Genomic DNA, 17411 nt, shown 5'->3' on the forward strand with positions numbered 1-17411 from the left:
ACCATCAAGAACTAGCGCAAGCTCTTACTTGCAATGCGCCAACCCCGAGCTTCCAACTCCACCTGTGTCTCTTCAACAACACCCGGTTCAATCATCAGTCGGGCCAGACCGACTGGCTGTCCCGCGGAGTGTTCCAAGACCAAGTCCTCTATGTTCACACCTATCGAACCCAGTTCCGAGAACAATCGCCCCAACTCCCCTGGCTCATCCGGAACTAAGACCTCAACGTAACCCCACCGCCTCGAAGAGTCACCGTGTTTACCAGGAATACGTTCAACGCCTTGATTGCCCGAGGTCATGACCTTCGCTATTGCCCCCGCGACGCCCGGGGCGATAGCTCCGTCAGCCTGGACTCCCCCAGCCTGCAACCCGGAGATCAGTCCCACGAGGTCGTCACGGAGGTCAACGAGGATACCCGCCACCTTGTCGGCATTTCCCGCGATGATCGCCGTCCACAGACCCGGGTCGGAAGCAGCGATGCGCGTCGTGTCTCGCAACCCCTGACCCGCCAGTCCGAGGGCGTCCGAAGACGCGGTTGCAAGGCGGGCGGCCAAAAGGCTAGACACCAGCTGGGGCACGTGGGACACGAGTGCTACGGCCTCGTCGTGCTCCACCGGACCAAGTTCCATGGGAACAGCTCCCACATCCACGGCTAGGTTACGAACCGTGGTGACCGCAGCTGGGCAGGAGTGCTCAGTAGGAACGATGACCCAGGGTCGGCCGATGAACAGATCGCCGTCCGCATGGCTGGCACCTGAACGAGCACGTCCTGCCATCGGATGCGAACCGACGTAGCGCGCCAGGTCCGACCCGGTGAGCCCCGGGTACTCTGTGGCAGCTGCTTCGCCCTCGTCCGCAAGATCGGTCGAGGACGCAAACACGTCCCCAACGACCGCCTCCTTTACGGAGGCAACGTCCGTAACAACTGCCCGCGGGAATGCCTTGAGGCAGGTCGCGACGATCCCTCCCGAGACGTCCGGAGGAGATGCGACAACCACCAGACCCGATCCGTGAGACACGTCTACAAACGACTGAAATCCTTTGCTGAGCGGAGTGCCAGCTCCCATATCACCAGCAAGAGCAAGAGAGGTGGGTGACGCGTCCCAGAGGTAAACGGCCACACCACTTCCACGTAGAGCCAAGGCAATTGAAGTCCCAATCAACCCTGTTCCAATGATCAGCACAGGTCCGGTGGTTACGACCTCCGCCCTCTGGATGAGTGCCATTACAGCTGAACGGAATCGTACAGGCGGCGCAGCTCATCACCCTTGATACGGCGCATTCCGCGGGGCTGAAGTCGGTCCAAATGAATCGGCCCAAAACCGATACGCAGCAGTTCCCGCACGGGGAACCCAACAGCATCCATCATGCGGCGTACAACGCGGTTGCGACCTTCATGGAGGGTGATTTCCACGGCTGAAATGTCGCCGAGGACGTCGCGAACACGGAACTTGTCAGCCTTGACCGGACCGTCCTCGAGCTCCACACCCCGAAGAAGTGTCCGCCTCACAAACGGCTTGACCTCCCCGTGGACTCGAGCCACATACGTCTTCTCGATTCCATAGGAAGGGTGCGTCAGGCGGTTGGCAAGCTCCCCATCATTGGTTAGCAGGAGGAGGCCCGATGTGTCCACATCCAGACGCCCAACGTGGTAAAGCCTTTCTGGATAGTCGGCCAGCAGGTCCGATAGGCAAGGACGCCCATCCGGATCATCCATAGTGGAAACCATGCCGACCGGCTTGTTGAGGGCCAAAACAATGTGGGCCTTCTCATCAATCTCAACCCGCTTCCCGTCCACCCGCACAACCTGCTTTGCGGGGTCTACGCGGGTACCGAGCTTGCGGACAACCTTTCCGTCGACACTGACTCTGCCCTGCAGAATCATGTCTTCTGCAGCCCTACGTGAAGCTAGACCGGCTTGAGAGATGATCTTTTGAAGTCGGATGCCATCCTCTTTGTGAGGGTCATTCGCCATGATTAGTGCCCCGTTCCGCGACTCCCGTCGCTTGTCGTTATCTCTATGGTAGTTCGGCAAGCAGGTAATCGATATTCTCTGGTCCAGGCATGAAGGGTCCGAGTGGGACGAGGTCGTCCAGAGACGACATTCCCATGTACTCCAGGAAGCTTGACGTGGTGCGGAACAGATGAGCCCCGCTTGGGCTGGTACCGTCCTCGGCGATCAGGTCGCGAGCAGCAAGAGTTCGTAGCACGCTATCGACATTAACCCCACGGATACGCGCGATTTGACCGCGGGTCACCGGCTGCCGATAGGCAATGATGGCCAGTGTTTCCATTGCTGCCCGCGTCAGACTGGTGGACTCTGCTCCCGCGACAAACTGGCCGACCCAAGACGCCCACTTAGAACGCGAATAGAGCCGCCACTCCCCCTGGACTTCCCTTAGCTCAAAGCCGCGCTCACGACTTCCATCTTTTCCGTCGTAGTCGGCGGCGAGCCCTCGTAGAGCCTCCTCAACCTGCTCCACAGGCATCTGGGTGGCGGCTGCAAGTTCCATAGGCGAAACCGGCACCAGAGCAACCATGAGGATAGCTTCGAGCGCCCCCCTCAGATCGACGCCTTCGAGGGAGAGAGCGTCCCCACCTCTTCCCGCTGTGCCGGCCACCGCGACATCTTCCCTGTCAATGCTCACAGCATCTTCCTCATCGCCGCTCACTGTGGGACCCCCTCGCTATCTCAACTTCGCCATCCTGCAGGGACGCTGCCAACGCAGCGCCCGGGGTTGGCGGAACCCACTCAATCCGTAAGGTGGCCATGGGATCATCTTGGTGAAAGGCCAAGTTGCCCTGGCGGTACAACTGCAACAGAGCGAGGAACCTGGTCACCACCACTGCCGAGTTGGAAGCGTCTTGAACTAAGTCCGCAAAACTCGCGACAGAGCCTTCTTCAAGTCTTGCTCTTACGATTTCAAGTTGCTCATCGAACGAGGCCGCAGGTCGACCCACATGCTGAGCTTCATCCGGACGTGGCTTCTCAGCAAGTGCATTTGCTGCCAAAGACGCAAAGAACTCTGGTGATGCCGTCCACCGCAGCTCCGGCAAAAGTGACGCGTACGGTTCTTGAAGTGGCACTGAACGAGCCACCGTGCCCGCATGCTTGTCCCACTGTTTCACCAAGACCTCCGCTGCTTGCTGGAGGGCGCGGTACTGCAGGAGGCGGGCAAAAAGAAGATCTCGCGCCTCCAAGTCCTCGTCAAGAATGTCGTCCTCGACCGCGTTCTTAGGAAGCAACGCCGCGGCCTTCATATGGAGCAGTGTCGCTGCTACCACCAGAAAATCCGTTGCAGAAGAGAGGTCGGGCTGCTTACGAATGTAGGCCAAGAACTCGTCTGTAACCGCTGCCAACGCAATCTGCGTCAGATCCATTTGTCTGCGGGCAATCAGGCGCAACAGCAGATCGAACGGGCCCGTGAAATTCTCTAACGAAACATCAAACTCTCGCAACGACGGTGGACCATACGTCGATTCTGTTTCGAGCGGCTCGGAATCCCCGTTGTCGTCACCCCAAAGCTTCTGTGCCACGACTCTATGGTGCGTCGCCGCGGGCAATTACTTCCCGAGCAAGACGACGATACGCCTTCGAACCGGGGTGAGAGGGCGCAAATGACAGGATTGGTTCGGTAGCAACCGAGGCATCGGGGAACTTTACTGTCCGGCGAATCTCCGTCTCAAACACCAGGTCGCCAAACGCCTCGTTCAAACGTTCTAGGACCTCACGGGAGTGGAGCGTGCGCGGATCTACCATGGTTGGAAGAATGCCATCAATCTTCAGGCGTGGATTGATGCGGTCACGAACCGTCTCAATGGTTTCAACTAGCAGCGCTACCCCACGAAGGGCAAAGAACTCGGTCGCCACTGGGATCATCACGCCGTGCGCAGCGGTCAGTGCATTCACTGCCAGCAAACCCAAAGAAGGCTGGCAGTCAACGATGATTACGTCGTACTCGTCCTCGACACTGCGGAGCACACGGGTCAGAGCAGACTCCCGAGCGACCTCGTTCACCAACTGGAGTTCGGCTGCTGACAGGTCAATGTTGGCTGGGAGAACATCAACGTTCGGGACGGAAGTCTTGCAGATCGCATCACGCGTTGACAGGCGCGGGTTCAAAATGAGGTTGTAGATGGTGACATCCATGTCCAGGGCGTTAATCCCCATGCCCACCGTTGCTGCACCCTGTGGATCGAAATCAACCAGGAGCACCTTACGTCCGTACTCTCCCAAAGCCGCGGCCAGATTGATGCTGGTGGTCGTCTTTCCGACCCCGCCCTTTTGGTTGCACATTGCGATGATCCGTGCTGGGCCATGCTCAAACAGCGGTTCTGGCGTCGGAAAATCGTCTTCTTCTTCGACGCCCACTAGGGCCAACTGGAAATCCTCGCTCACAAGCCCAACTTTAGCGCCTCCAAGCAACTTCTGGGTCCTACGCGCGCGGATGGGTCGAACGGAAAACTTCCGTAAGCAAGGTCGGCGACATCTTCGTGTAGATCTGCGTCGTTGAAACACTGGCATGACCCAGAAGTTCCTGCACCTCACGCACCGAAGCACCGCCCTCCAGCAGGTGGGTTGCGAACGAGTGGCGCAAAGTGTGGGGCGAAATATCCTGGGTAATGCCGGCCGCCACCGCGGCATTCTGGATAATCTCCCACGCAGACTGCCGGGATAGCGCCCGCCCTCGCAAATTCAGAAAGAGCGCCGACGTCCCCGGTCCTTTCTGTGCCAATGCGGGACGGCCTCGAACAAGATATGCTTCCACGGCCGATACCGCGTACCCACCCAGAGGCACGAGGCGTTCCTTCCTTCCCTTGCCCCACAGTCTCACGACTGAAACCGCGTCTGCATCGTCCCCTTTGTCGAGGTCGAGGTCGTCCACGGCCAGCGAGATTGCTTCTGACACTCGGGCGCCAGTGCCATACAAGAGTTCTAAGAGCGCTCGGTCTCGCAGAGCGCGCGGCCCATCCCCTTTTCCAGCCGCATCCAACAGCGCTGTTACCTGGTGCACGGTGAGTGCCTTTGGAAGCGAGTCCGGTCCGTGGGGTGCCTGCACGTCAGCAGCGGGGTTTGCGGCGATGAGCTGCTCTTTGATAGCCCACTTGTAGAAAGATCGAACCGCTGAAAGAGCCCGGGCAATCGATGAGGGAGCTAGGCCCGAACCTCCGTCCTCACCTTCCGCGAGTGCCTTGGCAAAGGCTTCAACATTCTCGCGGGATGCATCAAGTACCTTCACCGGAGCGATCACCTCAATAAATCGCTTGAGGTCACGACGATAGTTACTGACCGTGTGGGGCGATGCCCCCTTCACAACAGTCATGTCATCAAGAAACCACTGCAGCTCATCATGGCTGGGATTTGCTACCTGTGGACTCACAGCTTGATTCTGTCATGCCCATACAGTCTGACACACCAAGCTAAGCTGGGTTGTGTTTGATGACTGAATCAAAGATGTATTCAACTACTCGAAGAAGGTGGTGTCACTGTGACGCTGAACTGGGACGAACGTGATGATAGGGCTGTGAAGCTGGCCAAAGCACTGGCTGGAGATGCCGTAGAGAATGCGGGTTCCGGACACCCGGGTACCCCAATCTCCCTCGCGGCAGCCGCTTACCTGATCTATCAGCGTCACCTTCGGTTTGATCCCCGTGATGCCCAGTGGGTTGGCCGCGACAGGTTCGTTCTTTCCGCGGGCCACGCCTCTCTCCTGCAGTACATCCAGCTGTACTATGCGGGAGTCGGCCTCGAAATGGAAGATCTGCAGGGCTTCCGCCACTTCGGTTCCAAGACCCCCGGTCACCCGGAACTGGGGCACACAGAAGGCATCGAGGTCACAACGGGCCCGCTGGGGTCAGGTTTTGCTGCCGCTGTGGGTATGGCGATGGCCGCCCGCCGCGAACACGGAATGTTCGATCCCAACACCGAACTCGGTAAGTCACCGTTCGATCACAACGTATACGTCATCGTTGGTGACGGGTGCCTCCAAGAGGGAATCGCGTCCGAGGCCGCATCGCTTGCGGGAACCCAGGAGCTTGGCAACCTCGTGGTGATCTATGACGATAACCGAATCAGCATCGAAGACGACACGTCAATTTCCTTTAATGAGGATGTCTTGGGGCGTTTTGAGGCCTACGGATGGCACACGCAGAAAGTGGCTTGGCGTCGGGACGGGGCGGAGTATGTCGAGGACGTCCATGGCCTGGATGAGGCTATCAACAATGCTCTTGCCGAAGACGCGAAGCCATCCCTAATCGCCTTGTCGACAATCATTGGGTGGCCGACCCCTGGCAAGCAGGACACCGGGGGAATCCACGGCTCCAAGTTGGGCGGCGAAGCTCTCACAGGTCTCAAGGAGGCGCTGGGGCTGGACCCAAGCGAGATGTTCCAGATGGACGAAGACATCATTGCCTACACCCGAGAGAATGCGCTCTCCCGCGCGGATGCAGCGATGCGGGAATGGGATGAGGCATTCCGCGTGTGGGCTGAAGGTAACCACGACAAGGTTGAACTGTTCAATCGGATCCGCTCCGGTGAACTACCGGCTGGCTTTGATGAGGCCTTCCCAGAATTTGAGGCCGGGACGGAAGTAGCTACGCGTGCGGCATCCGGCACGACGATCAATGCCATTGCGAAGATCATGCCTGAACTCTGGGGTGGATCAGCAGACCTGGCAGGATCGAACAACACTTTGATTGCGGGCGAACCTTCCTTCATTCCAGAGCGTCGCTCCTCAAAGGCATTCACCGGCAACGTGTTCGGACGGAACCTGCACTTCGGCGTTCGGGAGCACGCCATGGGCGGGGTCATGAACGGAATCGCAGCGGATGGACTCACCCGCGTCTATGGCGGAACCTTCTTCGTCTTTGCAGACTACATGCGCGGTGCGGTGCGGCTAGCCGCGCTCATGAACCTGCCCGTTACATACGTGTGGACACATGACTCCATCGGTGTTGGTGAGGACGGACCGACACATCAGCCGGTTGAGCACCTTGCCGCATACCGCGCAATTCCGAACCTGGCAATTGTGCGCCCAGCAGATGCGAATGAGACCGCGCAGGCTTGGAAGGGAGTCCTAGAGCGTCGCTCCCCCGCCGCCCTTATACTTTCCCGCCAGAACCTACCCGTCGTTCCCCGTGGTGGAGACAACGGAGTGGCTGAAGCCTCGGGGGTTCTTCGAGGTGCATACACTCTGGTTGATACAGAAAGTCGACCGGATGTCATCCTCATGGCATCCGGATCTGAAGTGTCGATTGCCCTTGAAGCCAGCGAGATTCTTGGTAGCGAAGGCATTGGCGCCCGCGTGGTTTCAGTGCCGTGCATGGAGTGGTTTGCGGACCAGGATGAGGACTACAGGGAGTCGGTCTTCCCCTCAGATGTTGCAGCGAGGGTTTCTGTGGAGGCAGGGATCGCGATGCCGTGGGCGAAGCTGGTTGGCCCGAATGGCCGTAGCGTTTCAATCGAGTCGTTTGGCGCTCCGGGCGCGGGAGACACCTTGTTTGAGCACTTTGGCCTAACGCCCGCGGCAGTGGTTGCGGCTGCGAAGGAGTCGGTCGCAGCCGTCAAGTAGGCGCAATTTGGTGGCTGTTCCTTCGAGGGGCTGTCGGCTCTTCCCTCAGGGGCAGCCACCGAATGCGCACCATCTCAAGCACTTCCCCAGCGAACCTTCCCCGGCGCACCGCCGGGCGCCCATCTCCCAAGCATTTCCGGCAGCCCACCTTCCCCACCGCACCTCCTGCAGCCCATCCCGCCCACCGCTGGGCACCCCCGGCCACACACCGCCCCAAGCATTTCCGGCAGCGCGCCTTGTCCAGCGCACCTTCCGGCACATCTGAGATCGCGACCCCTTCCAAGCCCGCTCTCGTGAAATGTATACGTTGGGACGAAAAATGCGTCTGGGGTATGTACCCCAGACGCACATTAGCCCCCCACATATACATTTGGGGGACGCGTCGCTAAGGTTGCCGGTATCACCGAAGGTTGCCGGAGACACGTAAGGTAGCCTCCGTTTCGCGCAGAAACCAGCAACCTTCGGTGATACCGGCAACCTTAGGACATCCGCTGGTGAGGCCTAGGCTCGAACGATCGTGTTCAGCTACCGGGCTGGGCAATCGTCTACCTGGCGCTCTAATGGGCTACCACGCAGCAACATACCTTGCTCCGGGTGCCCCCCGCCTCCAGTTGTTTGCTAGCGATGCCGTGCCGCCAAAGTCTTGCTTGGAACGGTCTGATCCGAGTAGCCCCCTCGAGCGGTGAAGCAATGCTTCATCGAACGTTAGAAGTAAAGCCGCACCGAACCTCAGGCGTAGAAGCGGACCAACAGGCCGTAGGCGATGATCGCAACGACCCAAACACACAGAACAGCTACCGTGATCCGGTTGAGGTTCTTTTCAGCGACGCCAGATGAGCCAGCAGTCGAAGAAATGCCACCCCCGAACATGTCGGAAAGCCCACCCCCGCGCCCCTTATGCATAAGTACCGTCAGAATGAGCAACAAGCTCGAAATGACGATTAGGACAACCATGGTGATATGGACTACCTGCACGATCCCCACCCATCGGAGTTAGAAGAAGTTCTCAGCTCGGCACGCCTTGCAGGCGCCGAGACAACTACCGACCCACTCTACCGGGAAATCCGCCGTCATATGAACACCGTGGTCGTGGACATCGACACGGTCGCCAAAGTCAACACCAACCCAAGCCAACGTCGCCGAAGTCAGCATAGGTCGCCGTCGTTTCTGCGAATTATCGGCGACCTATGCTGACTTCGGCGACCCACGGCTGGAATAGCACCACAGCAACCCACCGCCGGAACTGCGCCGAACCGTCGAGAACACAGGTAGCGTCTTGCCACAAAAAACAAGGGTGGCGGCCAACCCCCCTTACGAGAGCCGTACCGCCACCCTTGTCGTGGTCTAGAACTGCGTCCTAGTTGAGGAAGTCAGCAATCTTCGCGAACTCATCCGCATCCAACGAAGCGCCACCAACAAGGGCGCCATCAACGTTTGGCTGTGACATCAGTTCCTTGATCGAGGATGACTTTACGGAACCACCGTAGAGAATGCGGATCGCATCCGCGGTCTCTTCGTTGTACATGGCCTTGAGCAGATCACGGATCGCCTTGCAAACTTCTTCGGCGTCTGCCGGAGTCGCGACCTCACCCGTCCCAATTGCCCACACTGGTTCGTAGGCGATGACAATCTTGGCAGCATCGTCAGCCGTGTAGCCTGCGAGGGCACCTTCAATCTGGCTGACAACATGGTCAACATGCTGGCCGGACTTGCGAACTTCAAGCACCTCACCGCAGCAGATGATCGGAATCATGTCGTGGGCTAGAACAGCCTTGCTCTTCTGCCCCACCAGATCATCTGTCTCCTGGTGGTACTCGCGACGTTCCGAGTGGCCAACAACCACGTACGAAACACCCAGCTTCTGCAGCATGGTCGCCGAAATCTCACCCGTGTAAGCGCCGCTCTCATAGACTGCAACATCCTGGGCGCCCAGCTTGATTTCCAGATTATCCGCATCAATCACGGTCTGAACTGAACGCAGATCCGTGTAAGGCGGAATAACGACGACGTCGGTCTGTGCGTAATCGAAACGACGATCATCAAGTTCGGTAGCCAACTTTTCGACGAGGGCGACTGCCTGAACATGATCCATGTTCATCTTCCAGTTGCCCGCGATTAGGGGAATACGTGCCATTTTCAGTCCTCCAGAACTGCGATACCGGGGAGCGTTTTCCCCTCTAGGAGTTCAAGCGAAGCGCCACCACCGGTGGAGATATGCGAGAACTTGTTTTCATCGAAACCAAGGATACGAACCGCAGCAGCGGAGTCGCCACCACCAACAACCGTGAACGCATCCGTTTCCTCAAGCGCGCCCGCAACACCCTTTGTGCCACCGGCAAACGCCTCAAATTCAAAGACTCCCATGGGTCCGTTCCATGCCACCGTCTTAGCCTTGAGGATGTGGTCGGCAAATAATGCCGCTGATTCCGGACCAATGTCCAAGCCCATTTGGTCTGCGGGGATCGCAGAAACAGGAACCACTGTCGCCGGCGCGTCTGCAGCAAACTCCGGCGCAACGACAACATCTACGGGTAGAACGATGTCAACGCCGTTCTCTTTTGCCGTAGCCAGGTAGCCCTTCACCGTGTCAATCTGATCGGCTTCAAGCAGGGACTTGCCCACCTCATAGCCTTCGGCCTTGAGGAACGTAAATGCCATCCCCCCGCCAATCAGGAGAGCATCAGCCTTCGTGAGGAGGTTGGCGATGACACCGAGCTTGTCAGAGACCTTCGACCCACCAAGGATCACAACGTACGGACGAGCAGGATTGTCTGTTGCTTTCGAGAGAGAGTCAATCTCTTTGAATACCAGCTCACCGGCTGCCGAGGGCAGCAGTTCGGCGATATCGTAGACCGACGCCTGCTTGCGGTGAACAACGCCAAAACCGTCCGACACAAATGCGTCAGCCAATGCTGCATATTCCGCAGCTAGCTCCTGGCGTTCCGCATCAACCTTTGAGGTCTCACGTGCGTCAAAACGAACGTTCTCAAGCAGCGCTACCTGGCCTGGCTCAAGAGCTGCGGCAACAGCTTTGGCTGAGTCTCCAGTTACGTCCTCCGCGAGAATGACCGGCTGATCCAATAGTTCCGAGAGTCGGGTCGCCACAGGCGCCAGCGAGTAGTCGGGGTTTACCTTGCCGCCGGGTCGTCCCAGGTGAGCGGCGACGATGACTGCCGCACCAGCGTCAAGTAGACGTTTGATTGTTGGAAGTGCGGCGCGGATTCGACCGTCATCGGTGATTACGCCGTCCTTGAGCGGAACGTTGAAGTCGGAACGGACGAGGACGGTCTTGCCGCTCAAGTCCCCCAGGGAATCAATGGTCCTCAGCACTGAGTGCCTCCTATTGAAAGTCTTATTTTGGTTTTCTAGAGCCGAACACGAAGTGCCCGCGCATGCCTAGCGCATGCGCGGGCACTCCATGAATGAACCCGTTGCTTAGAGGCGGTCGCCCACGTAAGCGGTGAGGTCGACGAGGCGGTTCGAGTAGCCCCACTCATTGTCGTACCAGGAAACAACCTTGACTTCGTTGTCGATGACCTTGGTCAGGCCCGAGTCGAAGATCGAGGAGGCAGGATCGCCTTCGATGTCCTTGGAAACCAGTGGCTCTTCGGAGTAAACCAAGATGCCCTTGAGCTCATCGGTCTCTGAAGCTGCCTTGACTGCTGCGTTGACTTCATCAACGGTTACAGGCTTGGCAGAAACGAAGGACAGGTCGGTAACGGAGCCTGTGGGCACTGGAACGCGCAGGGCGTAACCATCCATCTTGCCCGCCAGTTCCGGCAGAACCAGGGCGACAGCCTTGGCAGCACCGGTTGAGGTGGGAACGATGTTCAGCGCAGCTGCACGTGCACGACGCAGGTCCGAGTGGGGAGCGTCAAGCAGGCGCTGGTCGCCCGTGTAAGCGTGGATCGTGGTCATGAGGCCCCGCTCGATGCCGAAGGCATCGTTGAGTACCTTGGCCAACGGAGCCAGGCAGTTAGTGGTGCAGGACGCGTTGGAGATGATGTTGTCGGTCTCCGGGTTGTAATCCTTCTCATTCACACCCATGACGAACGTGCCGTCAACATTCTTACCAGGTGCGGAGATGATGACCTTCTTGGCGCCACCTTCAATGTGTGCCTTGGCCTTCTCTGCATCGGTGAAGAAGCCGGTGGACTCGATGACGATGTCAACATCGTTATCGCCCCACGGGATGTTCTTAGGATCACGCTCTGCGTAAACCTTGATTGCGTGGTCATCAACAACGATCGAATCATCGGTGTGTGAGACGGCTGCATCAAAGTTGCCCAGCACGGAGTCGTGCTTGAGCAAGTGTGCCAAAGTCTTGGGGTCAGTAAGGTCGTTTACCGCTACGACCTCGATGTCCGCACCCTGAACCTTGATTGCGCGGTAGAAGTTGCGTCCAATACGGCCAAAGCCGTTAATGCCAACGCGAATGGTCACTATGTCCTCCTGATGTGCCCGAAGACACCTCGGTTATACCTTCTGCCCACACGCCTAACGTATGGGACCACATTCAGCAGTGGTCAAGCACCTCTCAGCTTACTATTCCCCACGGCGAAGCGCACACACTCTCGGACATTTACTCGTCAAGCATTTCCGGGGTAATGACTGCCTCGGTGGTTGGGATGCCACGTTCCTCTGCAACCTTGTCAGCAAGGGCGAGGAGGCGCCTAATACGCCCCGCAACTGCGTCTTTGGTCAGTGGTGGTTCCGCGTGCTGCCCTAGCTCTTCCAACGAAGCCTGCTTGTTCGCTACGCGCAATTCCCCCGCTTCCCGGAGGTGTTCTGGGACTTCGTCCCCAAGAATATCGAAGGCCCGCTGCACGCGCATGCTCGCAGCGACTGCAGCTCGTGCAGACCTACGCAGGTTTGCGTCATCGAAGTTGGCGAGCCGGTTGGCACTTCCCCGAGCTTCACGCTTCTCGCGTTGCTCCTGCCAAAGTGCAAACGTCTCTGGGACGTCAAGAACCTCCAACAGAGCGGCAACGGCTTCGGAGTCACGAATTGTCACCCGATCTGCGCCGCGCACCTGACGAGTTCGCGCTGCGGAACCAAGACGTCTGGCACATCCGGCGAGGGCGAGGGCCGACTCAGGTCCGGGACACGTCACTTCTAACGCCCCGGAGCGGCCCGGCTCCACCAGCGAGCCCCGAGCCATTATGGCCCCACGCCATGCTGCTGCCGCCTCTTGGGGGCCTGCGCCGACAATGTCTGTTGGAAGCCCGCGGACGGGACGCCCTGCTCGATCAATCAGCCCCGTCACTCGCGCCAACTCATCGGCATCCTTCACAACGCGGATCACGTAGCGGTTGCCTTTTCGAAGTGCGCCACCCGTAACCATGATGACTTGCGATTCAGCCCTATACAGGCTCTGCAAGAATGCCCGTAATCTGGCTGCCACCTGCTCTGAGTCGACCTCCGCCTCGATGAGTACGCGTCCTCCGACAACGTGCAGCCCGCCGGCAAAACGTAGAAGTACGGCACATTCCGCACGCGCTGCGGAAACCGAGGCTGGTTTGTGCCGCGCCAACTCCGTCTTGAGCTCAGACGTCAGGGACAATCCGTCCTCCTTATTTCACCAAAGTCAGATGAGTTCTTGCTTGTGCTGAACCGGCCCTTCTGAGCTGCTGAGTGGCTGGCTGGCTCGCCTAGTCTAGCCAGGCTTCGGTAGTTCCGACTTCCCCCAGGAACCCGTCGAATGCATCACGTAGCGCGGATGCTAGGCGTAGCGGGTCATGTACGGCCCCGTCAGTGCCGGACCTCACCTGACGGAGGAGGACGCGTGCCCCCAGAGATGCACTTGCTTCCATCAGGTCGTCGATATCTTCAACCGTTGTTGGATCAGCGATCACAACGTCGATCTTCAAGTCCGGTGAAACCTTACTGATCTCCCGTACCAGGTCGGCCGACGACAGATGTGCGGTCTCCCCCGACTGGGGTGTCAGATTCAAAATGAGAGCCCGATGCGCTGGAGTCATGACAATTGCTTGATGAAGACGATCCAGTAGTAGATGCGGAATCACAGAGGTAAACCATGAGCCCGGCCCTAGAATCACCCATTCCGCATCCGCAACGGCTTCGAGAGTTTGGGGAGGTACCTGCGCATCTGCTGGTTCAACAGTCAGGTCCACCAGGTCAGCGCCCGCGACTGCCACGGTCGTCTGCCCGGAGATCCTCTTTGTGTGATCGCCCTCGCGAACGGTTGCTTCAATCCGCAATGGGACGGAACTCATCGGCAGGACACGACCGTGCGAGTCAAGAAGTCGCCCCATCCAGTCCAACCCGACAACAGGATCCTCGAACATTTGCCACAGTCCGACGATTAGAAGGTTGCCGAGGGCGTGGTCGTCAAGTGGACCGTCCGTATCCAAACGGAGTTGCATGAGGTCGCGCCATGTAAGCGACCACTCAGAGTTGTCGCACAGACTCACCAGCGCCATTCGCAGATCACCGGGCGGCAACACCGGGGTTTCCTGGCGGATACGCCCCGAAGACCCCCCGTCATCAGCAACCGTGACAACCGCCGAAATCTGGTGGGTAATGTGGCGCAGTGCCCGCAGGGTCACGGACAGGCCGTGTCCTCCACCGAATGCAACAACCTTCGGACCCATTTCTACGTTGAGAAGCTTGGCCGCCTCCATGTTCGGGGACCCCCACACATCATCGGGCAAGAACGCCTTGGGACCCTGCATTCACTTTCTCCCCATGTCACGGTGCATGATCTGGGTTGGAACACCCCGTTCACGCAGGTTTTCTGCAATGTATTCACTAATTGCCACCGAGCGGTGACGACCGCCTGTGCAACCGATTGCGACCGTCACGAATGGCTTGAGTTCGCGCTTGTAGCCTTCCAGAGTAGATGCAATCAACTCCGCGTAGGTGTCGGCGAGGTGGCGGACCCCAGGCTGGTCTAGTACGTAGTCGGATACCGGCTGGTCCCGCCCGGTTAGCGACCTCAGTTCGTCAACCCAGTAGGGGTTTTGTAGGAAGCGCACATCCAACACCTGGTCGGCATCGAGAGGCAGACCATTCTTGAAGCCAAACGACATCAAGGAAACCCGCGTGTCCTGATCGCCCTCATCTGCCACAACATTGCGCATGTAGCGCGCCAAGTCGTGAACAGAGAGGTCGGACGTGTCGATTATTTCATCCGCGCGTTCCCGAAGCGGAGCGAGAAGCTCGGATTCCGCTTTCAACCCGTCAAGTAGCGTTCCATCTCCCTGGAGAGGATGAGGGCGACGGTTGGACTCATAGCGCCGAATCAGCACCTGGTCTGTGGCATCCATGTAAATAGTCCGGTAGGCAATGCCGTGGTGGCGCAGTTCGTCGAGGACGTCCTCAAGCGAAGTGAAGAACTCCCGGGAACGCACGTCCACCACCGCCGCCAACCTGTGGACGCCACCTCCATCCGGAGTGAGCATTCCAACCATTGGGAGCAGCAAAGTCGGAGGAAGGTTATCGATGACATACCAATCAAGATCTTCGAGGGCGTTTGCCGCCCTCGACCTTCCCGCACCGGACCGCCCTGTCACAATCAGCACTTCGCTGCCACGCTGGAGTGGCGGGATCGCTTCTGCTTTTCTCTCCAAAGACGGGATTCCACCGGGCGCGGTGAGAGGATTCTTCGGATCCCTGGCCTCCGGCCGCACGTGCGCGGGAACGGAGAACTGGCTACCCGTCGCGGGTCTTTGTTGGGATGTCATTGTCCCAGTGTGCCACTTTCCTGCGCCAAGTGAGAGTGGACTGCTTGGGCAAGTGATGGCCCAAAGCCATCAACTGCTGAGATCTCCTCAATGGTGGCGCCCCGAAGCTTCTTCACCGATCCGAATGTCTTCAGCAGTACCTTCTGCCTGGCGGGCCCAAGCCCGGGAATTGCGTCCAGAATCGAGACAGTCGCCGCTTTACCGCGCTTCTTACGATGGCCCCTAATGGCGAAGCGGTGCGACTCATCACGTAGGTGTTGCAACAAATAGAGCGCCGGGGACGACCTCGGCAAAATCACCGGGTAGGGCTGATTGGGAAGCCAGACTTCCTCGAGACGCTTAGCCAGCCCGATCACAGGAAGTGAAACACCCGCATCTGCGAGAGCGTTCCGTGCCGCGTTGACCTGGGGCAACCCGCCGTCGACAACAAGCAGGTCTGGCTTGTAGGCGAATCTGCGGGGTTTGCCCGTGTCCGGATCGATCGCCCCGGACACCATCGCGCTTTCCTCAACCTCTTCCGTGGCACCAGCAGTGCTGACCCGAGCAAAACGTCGCTGCAACACCTCAGACATTGCGGCAGTGTCGTCTTGGGTCTGTGCCTCATCGCCGCGGATGTTGAACGTCCGGTATGCGCCCTTGCGCGGGATCCCGTCCTCGAACACCACCATTGACGCCACCCTGTTGGTGCCGCCGGTGTGGGAAATGTCGAAACACTCGATACGCAATGGAGCGCGCTCCAAGTCGAGGGCGTCCCTAAGTTGCTCGAGGGCGATCGCGCGCTGCGTCAGGTCACCTGTTCGGCGTGTCTTATGCAGTTTGAGTCCCTCACTGGCATTGCGCGTCACAGTTTCCATCAGTTCCCGCTTACGTCCACGCTGAGGAACTTTGATAGTCACTTTCGCGCCCCGCGCGCCGCGCAGTACTTCCTCGATACTGACCCGGTCCGAGGGCGCGACGGAGACCAGAATCTGGGGCGGAATTGCGTCCACCGGGGTGTGGGCAACATCGTCTATCGACACGGGAGCGGTCCGCCCTCGGCGTGCGTTGCGCGTACCTCCGATCGGGGTGGTGCCCCCGGCATCCCTCTGCGCCTCGGCAACTTTGGGGGCATAGACCTGCTCGAGCAGGTCCTGCATCAGTGCGGCCTCATCCCTGTCATCACCACGTTCCAGAACCCAACCGCGCGTCCCGCGGATCCTCCCTCCGCGTACAAAGAACGCCTGGACGGAAGCATCAAGGTCATCAACGACAAGGGAGTACATGTCGGCATCGACATCGGAGGGCAACGCCAGTGTGTTCTTCTCTTGGACCTTCACAAGTGCTTCAAGTTCGTCGCGCTTCCGTGCTGCCTTCTCGAAGTCGAGGGCGTCTGCCGCCTGCGCCATTTCAGCTCGAAGTCGCGCCATGAACTGCGCGGTCTCACCGTCCATGAACACGCAAAGCTCCTCTGCCAGAAGCCTATGGTCCTCCGGCGATATCCTCCCCACGCATGGGGCTGAGCAGCGCCCTATGTATCCCAGCAAGCAGGGCCGATCCTGCGCTTGTGCCCGACGGAATACACCCGGGGTACACGAACGAACAGGAAAGGTGGGGAGAAGAAGATCAATGGTCTCCCGAATCGCCCACACCTTCGTGTAGGGGCCAAAGTACCGGGATCCGGCCCGATGCGCGTCCCGAGAGATCGCAACCCGGGGGAACTCCTCCCCCATCGACACCGACAGATAGGGGTAGGACTTATCGTCCTTATACATGACGTTGTAGCGTGGATCGAACTGCTTTATCCACTGGTACTCAAGGGTGAGCGCAGCAGCCTCGGTATCCACAACAGTCCACTGCACAGAGGATGCGTCCTGAACCATCCGTGCTGTGCGCGGGTGTAGAACTAGCGGATCCTGGAAATAGTTGGTGAGGCGGGCCCGAAGGTTCTTCGCCTTTCCAACGTAAATGACTCTGCCCTCGTCGTCCCTGAACCTGTAGACGCCGGGTGACCTGGGGATCTCGGAGGTTTTTGGCCGCCAATAGGGGCCCGGATAGCGCTTACGACCGCCGTCCGAGGGCGCACCTGGGTCCTCAAGTCCTGTCATCTCTTCGATATTGCACTCCCCACGCGTTCTGCGCAAATGTGAAACTGTTC

At 58.8% G+C, this 17411-nt stretch carries 16 protein-coding genes; 2 read left to right on the forward strand and 14 right to left on the reverse strand.

Annotated elements, in window-relative coordinates; all coding sequences use genetic code 11:
* Positions 1 to 11 precede the first annotated feature (11 nt).
* Genes IDL90_RS02210 through IDL90_RS02235 form a run of 6 tightly spaced genes read right to left on the reverse strand, consistent with a single transcriptional unit; the run spans position 12 to position 5381 of the window.
* Positions 12 to 1226 carry a prephenate dehydrogenase gene (locus tag IDL90_RS02210; RefSeq protein ID WP_187994172.1) on the reverse strand — a complete coding sequence of 405 codons (1215 nt, stop codon included), beginning with the start codon at positions 1224 to 1226 and terminating at the stop codon, positions 12 to 14.
* Positions 1226 to 1975 carry a pseudouridine synthase gene (locus tag IDL90_RS02215; RefSeq protein ID WP_187994173.1) on the reverse strand — a complete coding sequence of 250 codons (750 nt, stop codon included), beginning with the start codon at positions 1973 to 1975 and terminating at the stop codon, positions 1226 to 1228. The genes IDL90_RS02210 and IDL90_RS02215 overlap by 1 nt, the downstream gene beginning before the upstream one ends.
* 43 nt (positions 1976 to 2018) lie before the next feature.
* Positions 2019 to 2621, reverse strand: coding sequence for an SMC-Scp complex subunit ScpB (gene scpB, locus IDL90_RS02220; RefSeq protein ID WP_398401432.1), 603 nt, complete (start codon positions 2619 to 2621; stop codon positions 2019 to 2021).
* A 37-nt stretch (positions 2622 to 2658) separates the two neighbouring features.
* Complete coding sequence (locus IDL90_RS02225) at positions 2659 to 3537, reverse strand: ScpA family protein (protein ID WP_187994174.1); 879 nt, start codon at positions 3535 to 3537, stop codon at positions 2659 to 2661.
* Between the two features lie 4 nt (positions 3538 to 3541).
* Complete coding sequence (locus IDL90_RS02230; RefSeq protein ID WP_259349590.1) at positions 3542 to 4399, reverse strand: ParA family protein; 858 nt, start codon at positions 4397 to 4399, stop codon at positions 3542 to 3544.
* A 37-nt stretch (positions 4400 to 4436) separates the two neighbouring features.
* A complete protein-coding gene (locus IDL90_RS02235) occupies positions 4437 to 5381 on the reverse strand; it encodes a site-specific tyrosine recombinase XerD (protein WP_259349589.1) in 945 nt (314 codons plus the stop codon).
* A 108-nt stretch (positions 5382 to 5489) separates the two neighbouring features.
* On the opposite strand from IDL90_RS02235, the gene tkt reads away from it, so the two are divergent.
* Positions 5490 to 7571, forward strand: coding sequence for a transketolase (tkt, locus tag IDL90_RS02240; protein ID WP_182142556.1), 2082 nt, complete (start codon positions 5490 to 5492; stop codon positions 7569 to 7571).
* A gap of 729 nt (positions 7572 to 8300) precedes the next feature.
* Here tkt and secG read toward each other — a convergent pair.
* Positions 8301 to 8546, reverse strand: a complete 246-nt coding sequence (gene secG, locus IDL90_RS02245; RefSeq protein ID WP_187994175.1) for a preprotein translocase subunit SecG — start codon at positions 8544 to 8546, stop codon at positions 8301 to 8303.
* Here secG and IDL90_RS02250 point away from each other — a divergent pair.
* Positions 8532 to 8765, forward strand: coding sequence for a hypothetical protein (locus tag IDL90_RS02250; protein ID WP_187994176.1), 234 nt, complete (start codon positions 8532 to 8534; stop codon positions 8763 to 8765). The genes secG and IDL90_RS02250 overlap by 15 nt on opposite strands.
* Before the next feature lie 163 nt (positions 8766 to 8928).
* On the opposite strand, the gene tpiA is transcribed toward IDL90_RS02250, so the two are convergent.
* The 7 genes from tpiA to uvrC form a co-directional block, all read right to left on the reverse strand.
* The gene (tpiA, locus tag IDL90_RS02255; protein WP_182142554.1) at positions 8929 to 9705 is read right to left on the reverse strand and encodes a triose-phosphate isomerase; all 777 of its coding nucleotides are present in this window, start codon (positions 9703 to 9705) and stop codon (positions 8929 to 8931) included.
* Between the two features lie 2 nt (positions 9706 to 9707).
* Positions 9708 to 10898, reverse strand: coding sequence for a phosphoglycerate kinase (locus IDL90_RS02260; protein ID WP_187994306.1), 1191 nt, complete (start codon positions 10896 to 10898; stop codon positions 9708 to 9710).
* Positions 10899 to 11006: 108 nt separating this feature from the next.
* Complete coding sequence (gene gap, locus IDL90_RS02265) at positions 11007 to 12014, reverse strand: type I glyceraldehyde-3-phosphate dehydrogenase (protein ID WP_182142553.1); 1008 nt, start codon at positions 12012 to 12014, stop codon at positions 11007 to 11009.
* A gap of 139 nt (positions 12015 to 12153) precedes the next feature.
* Positions 12154 to 13134: a DNA-binding protein WhiA gene (whiA, locus tag IDL90_RS02270; RefSeq protein WP_182142552.1), complete on the reverse strand. Its 981-nt coding sequence runs from the start codon at positions 13132 to 13134 to the stop codon at positions 12154 to 12156.
* Positions 13135 to 13222: 88 nt separating this feature from the next.
* The gene (gene yvcK, locus IDL90_RS02275; protein WP_187994307.1) at positions 13223 to 14215 is read right to left on the reverse strand and encodes a uridine diphosphate-N-acetylglucosamine-binding protein YvcK; all 993 of its coding nucleotides are present in this window, start codon (positions 14213 to 14215) and stop codon (positions 13223 to 13225) included.
* A 51-nt stretch (positions 14216 to 14266) separates the two neighbouring features.
* A complete protein-coding gene (gene rapZ, locus IDL90_RS02280; protein WP_187994177.1) occupies positions 14267 to 15277 on the reverse strand; it encodes an RNase adapter RapZ in 1011 nt (336 codons plus the stop codon).
* Complete coding sequence (gene uvrC / locus IDL90_RS02285) at positions 15274 to 17361, reverse strand: excinuclease ABC subunit UvrC (protein WP_187994178.1); 2088 nt, start codon at positions 17359 to 17361, stop codon at positions 15274 to 15276. The genes rapZ and uvrC overlap by 4 nt, the downstream gene beginning before the upstream one ends.
* Positions 17362 to 17411: the final 50 nt, after the last annotated feature.

Source organism: Schaalia sp. JY-X159 (assembly GCF_014525425.1).
Lineage (GTDB): Bacteria > Actinomycetota > Actinomycetes > Actinomycetales > Actinomycetaceae > Scrofimicrobium.

Excerpts from the sequence above, each read along its gene's own strand:
- IDL90_RS02210 (WP_187994172.1), bottom strand. The coding sequence starts at position 1,226 with ATGGCACTCATCCAGAGGGCGGAGGTCGTAACCACCGGACCTGTGCTG.
- IDL90_RS02215 (WP_187994173.1), bottom strand. The coding sequence starts at position 1,975 with ATGGCGAATGACCCTCACAAAGAGGATGGCATCCGACTTCAAAAGATC.
- IDL90_RS02250 (WP_187994176.1), top strand. The coding sequence starts at position 8,532 with ATGGACTACCTGCACGATCCCCACCCATCGGAGTTAGAAGAAGTTCTC.
- tpiA (WP_182142554.1), bottom strand. The coding sequence starts at position 9,705 with ATGGCACGTATTCCCCTAATCGCGGGCAACTGGAAGATGAACATGGAT.
- yvcK (WP_187994307.1), bottom strand. The coding sequence starts at position 14,215 with ATGGAGGCGGCCAAGCTTCTCAACGTAGAAATGGGTCCGAAGGTTGTT.
- rapZ (WP_187994177.1), bottom strand. The coding sequence starts at position 15,277 with ATGACATCCCAACAAAGACCCGCGACGGGTAGCCAGTTCTCCGTTCCC.
- uvrC (WP_187994178.1), bottom strand. The coding sequence starts at position 17,361 with ATGACAGGACTTGAGGACCCAGGTGCGCCCTCGGACGGCGGTCGTAAG.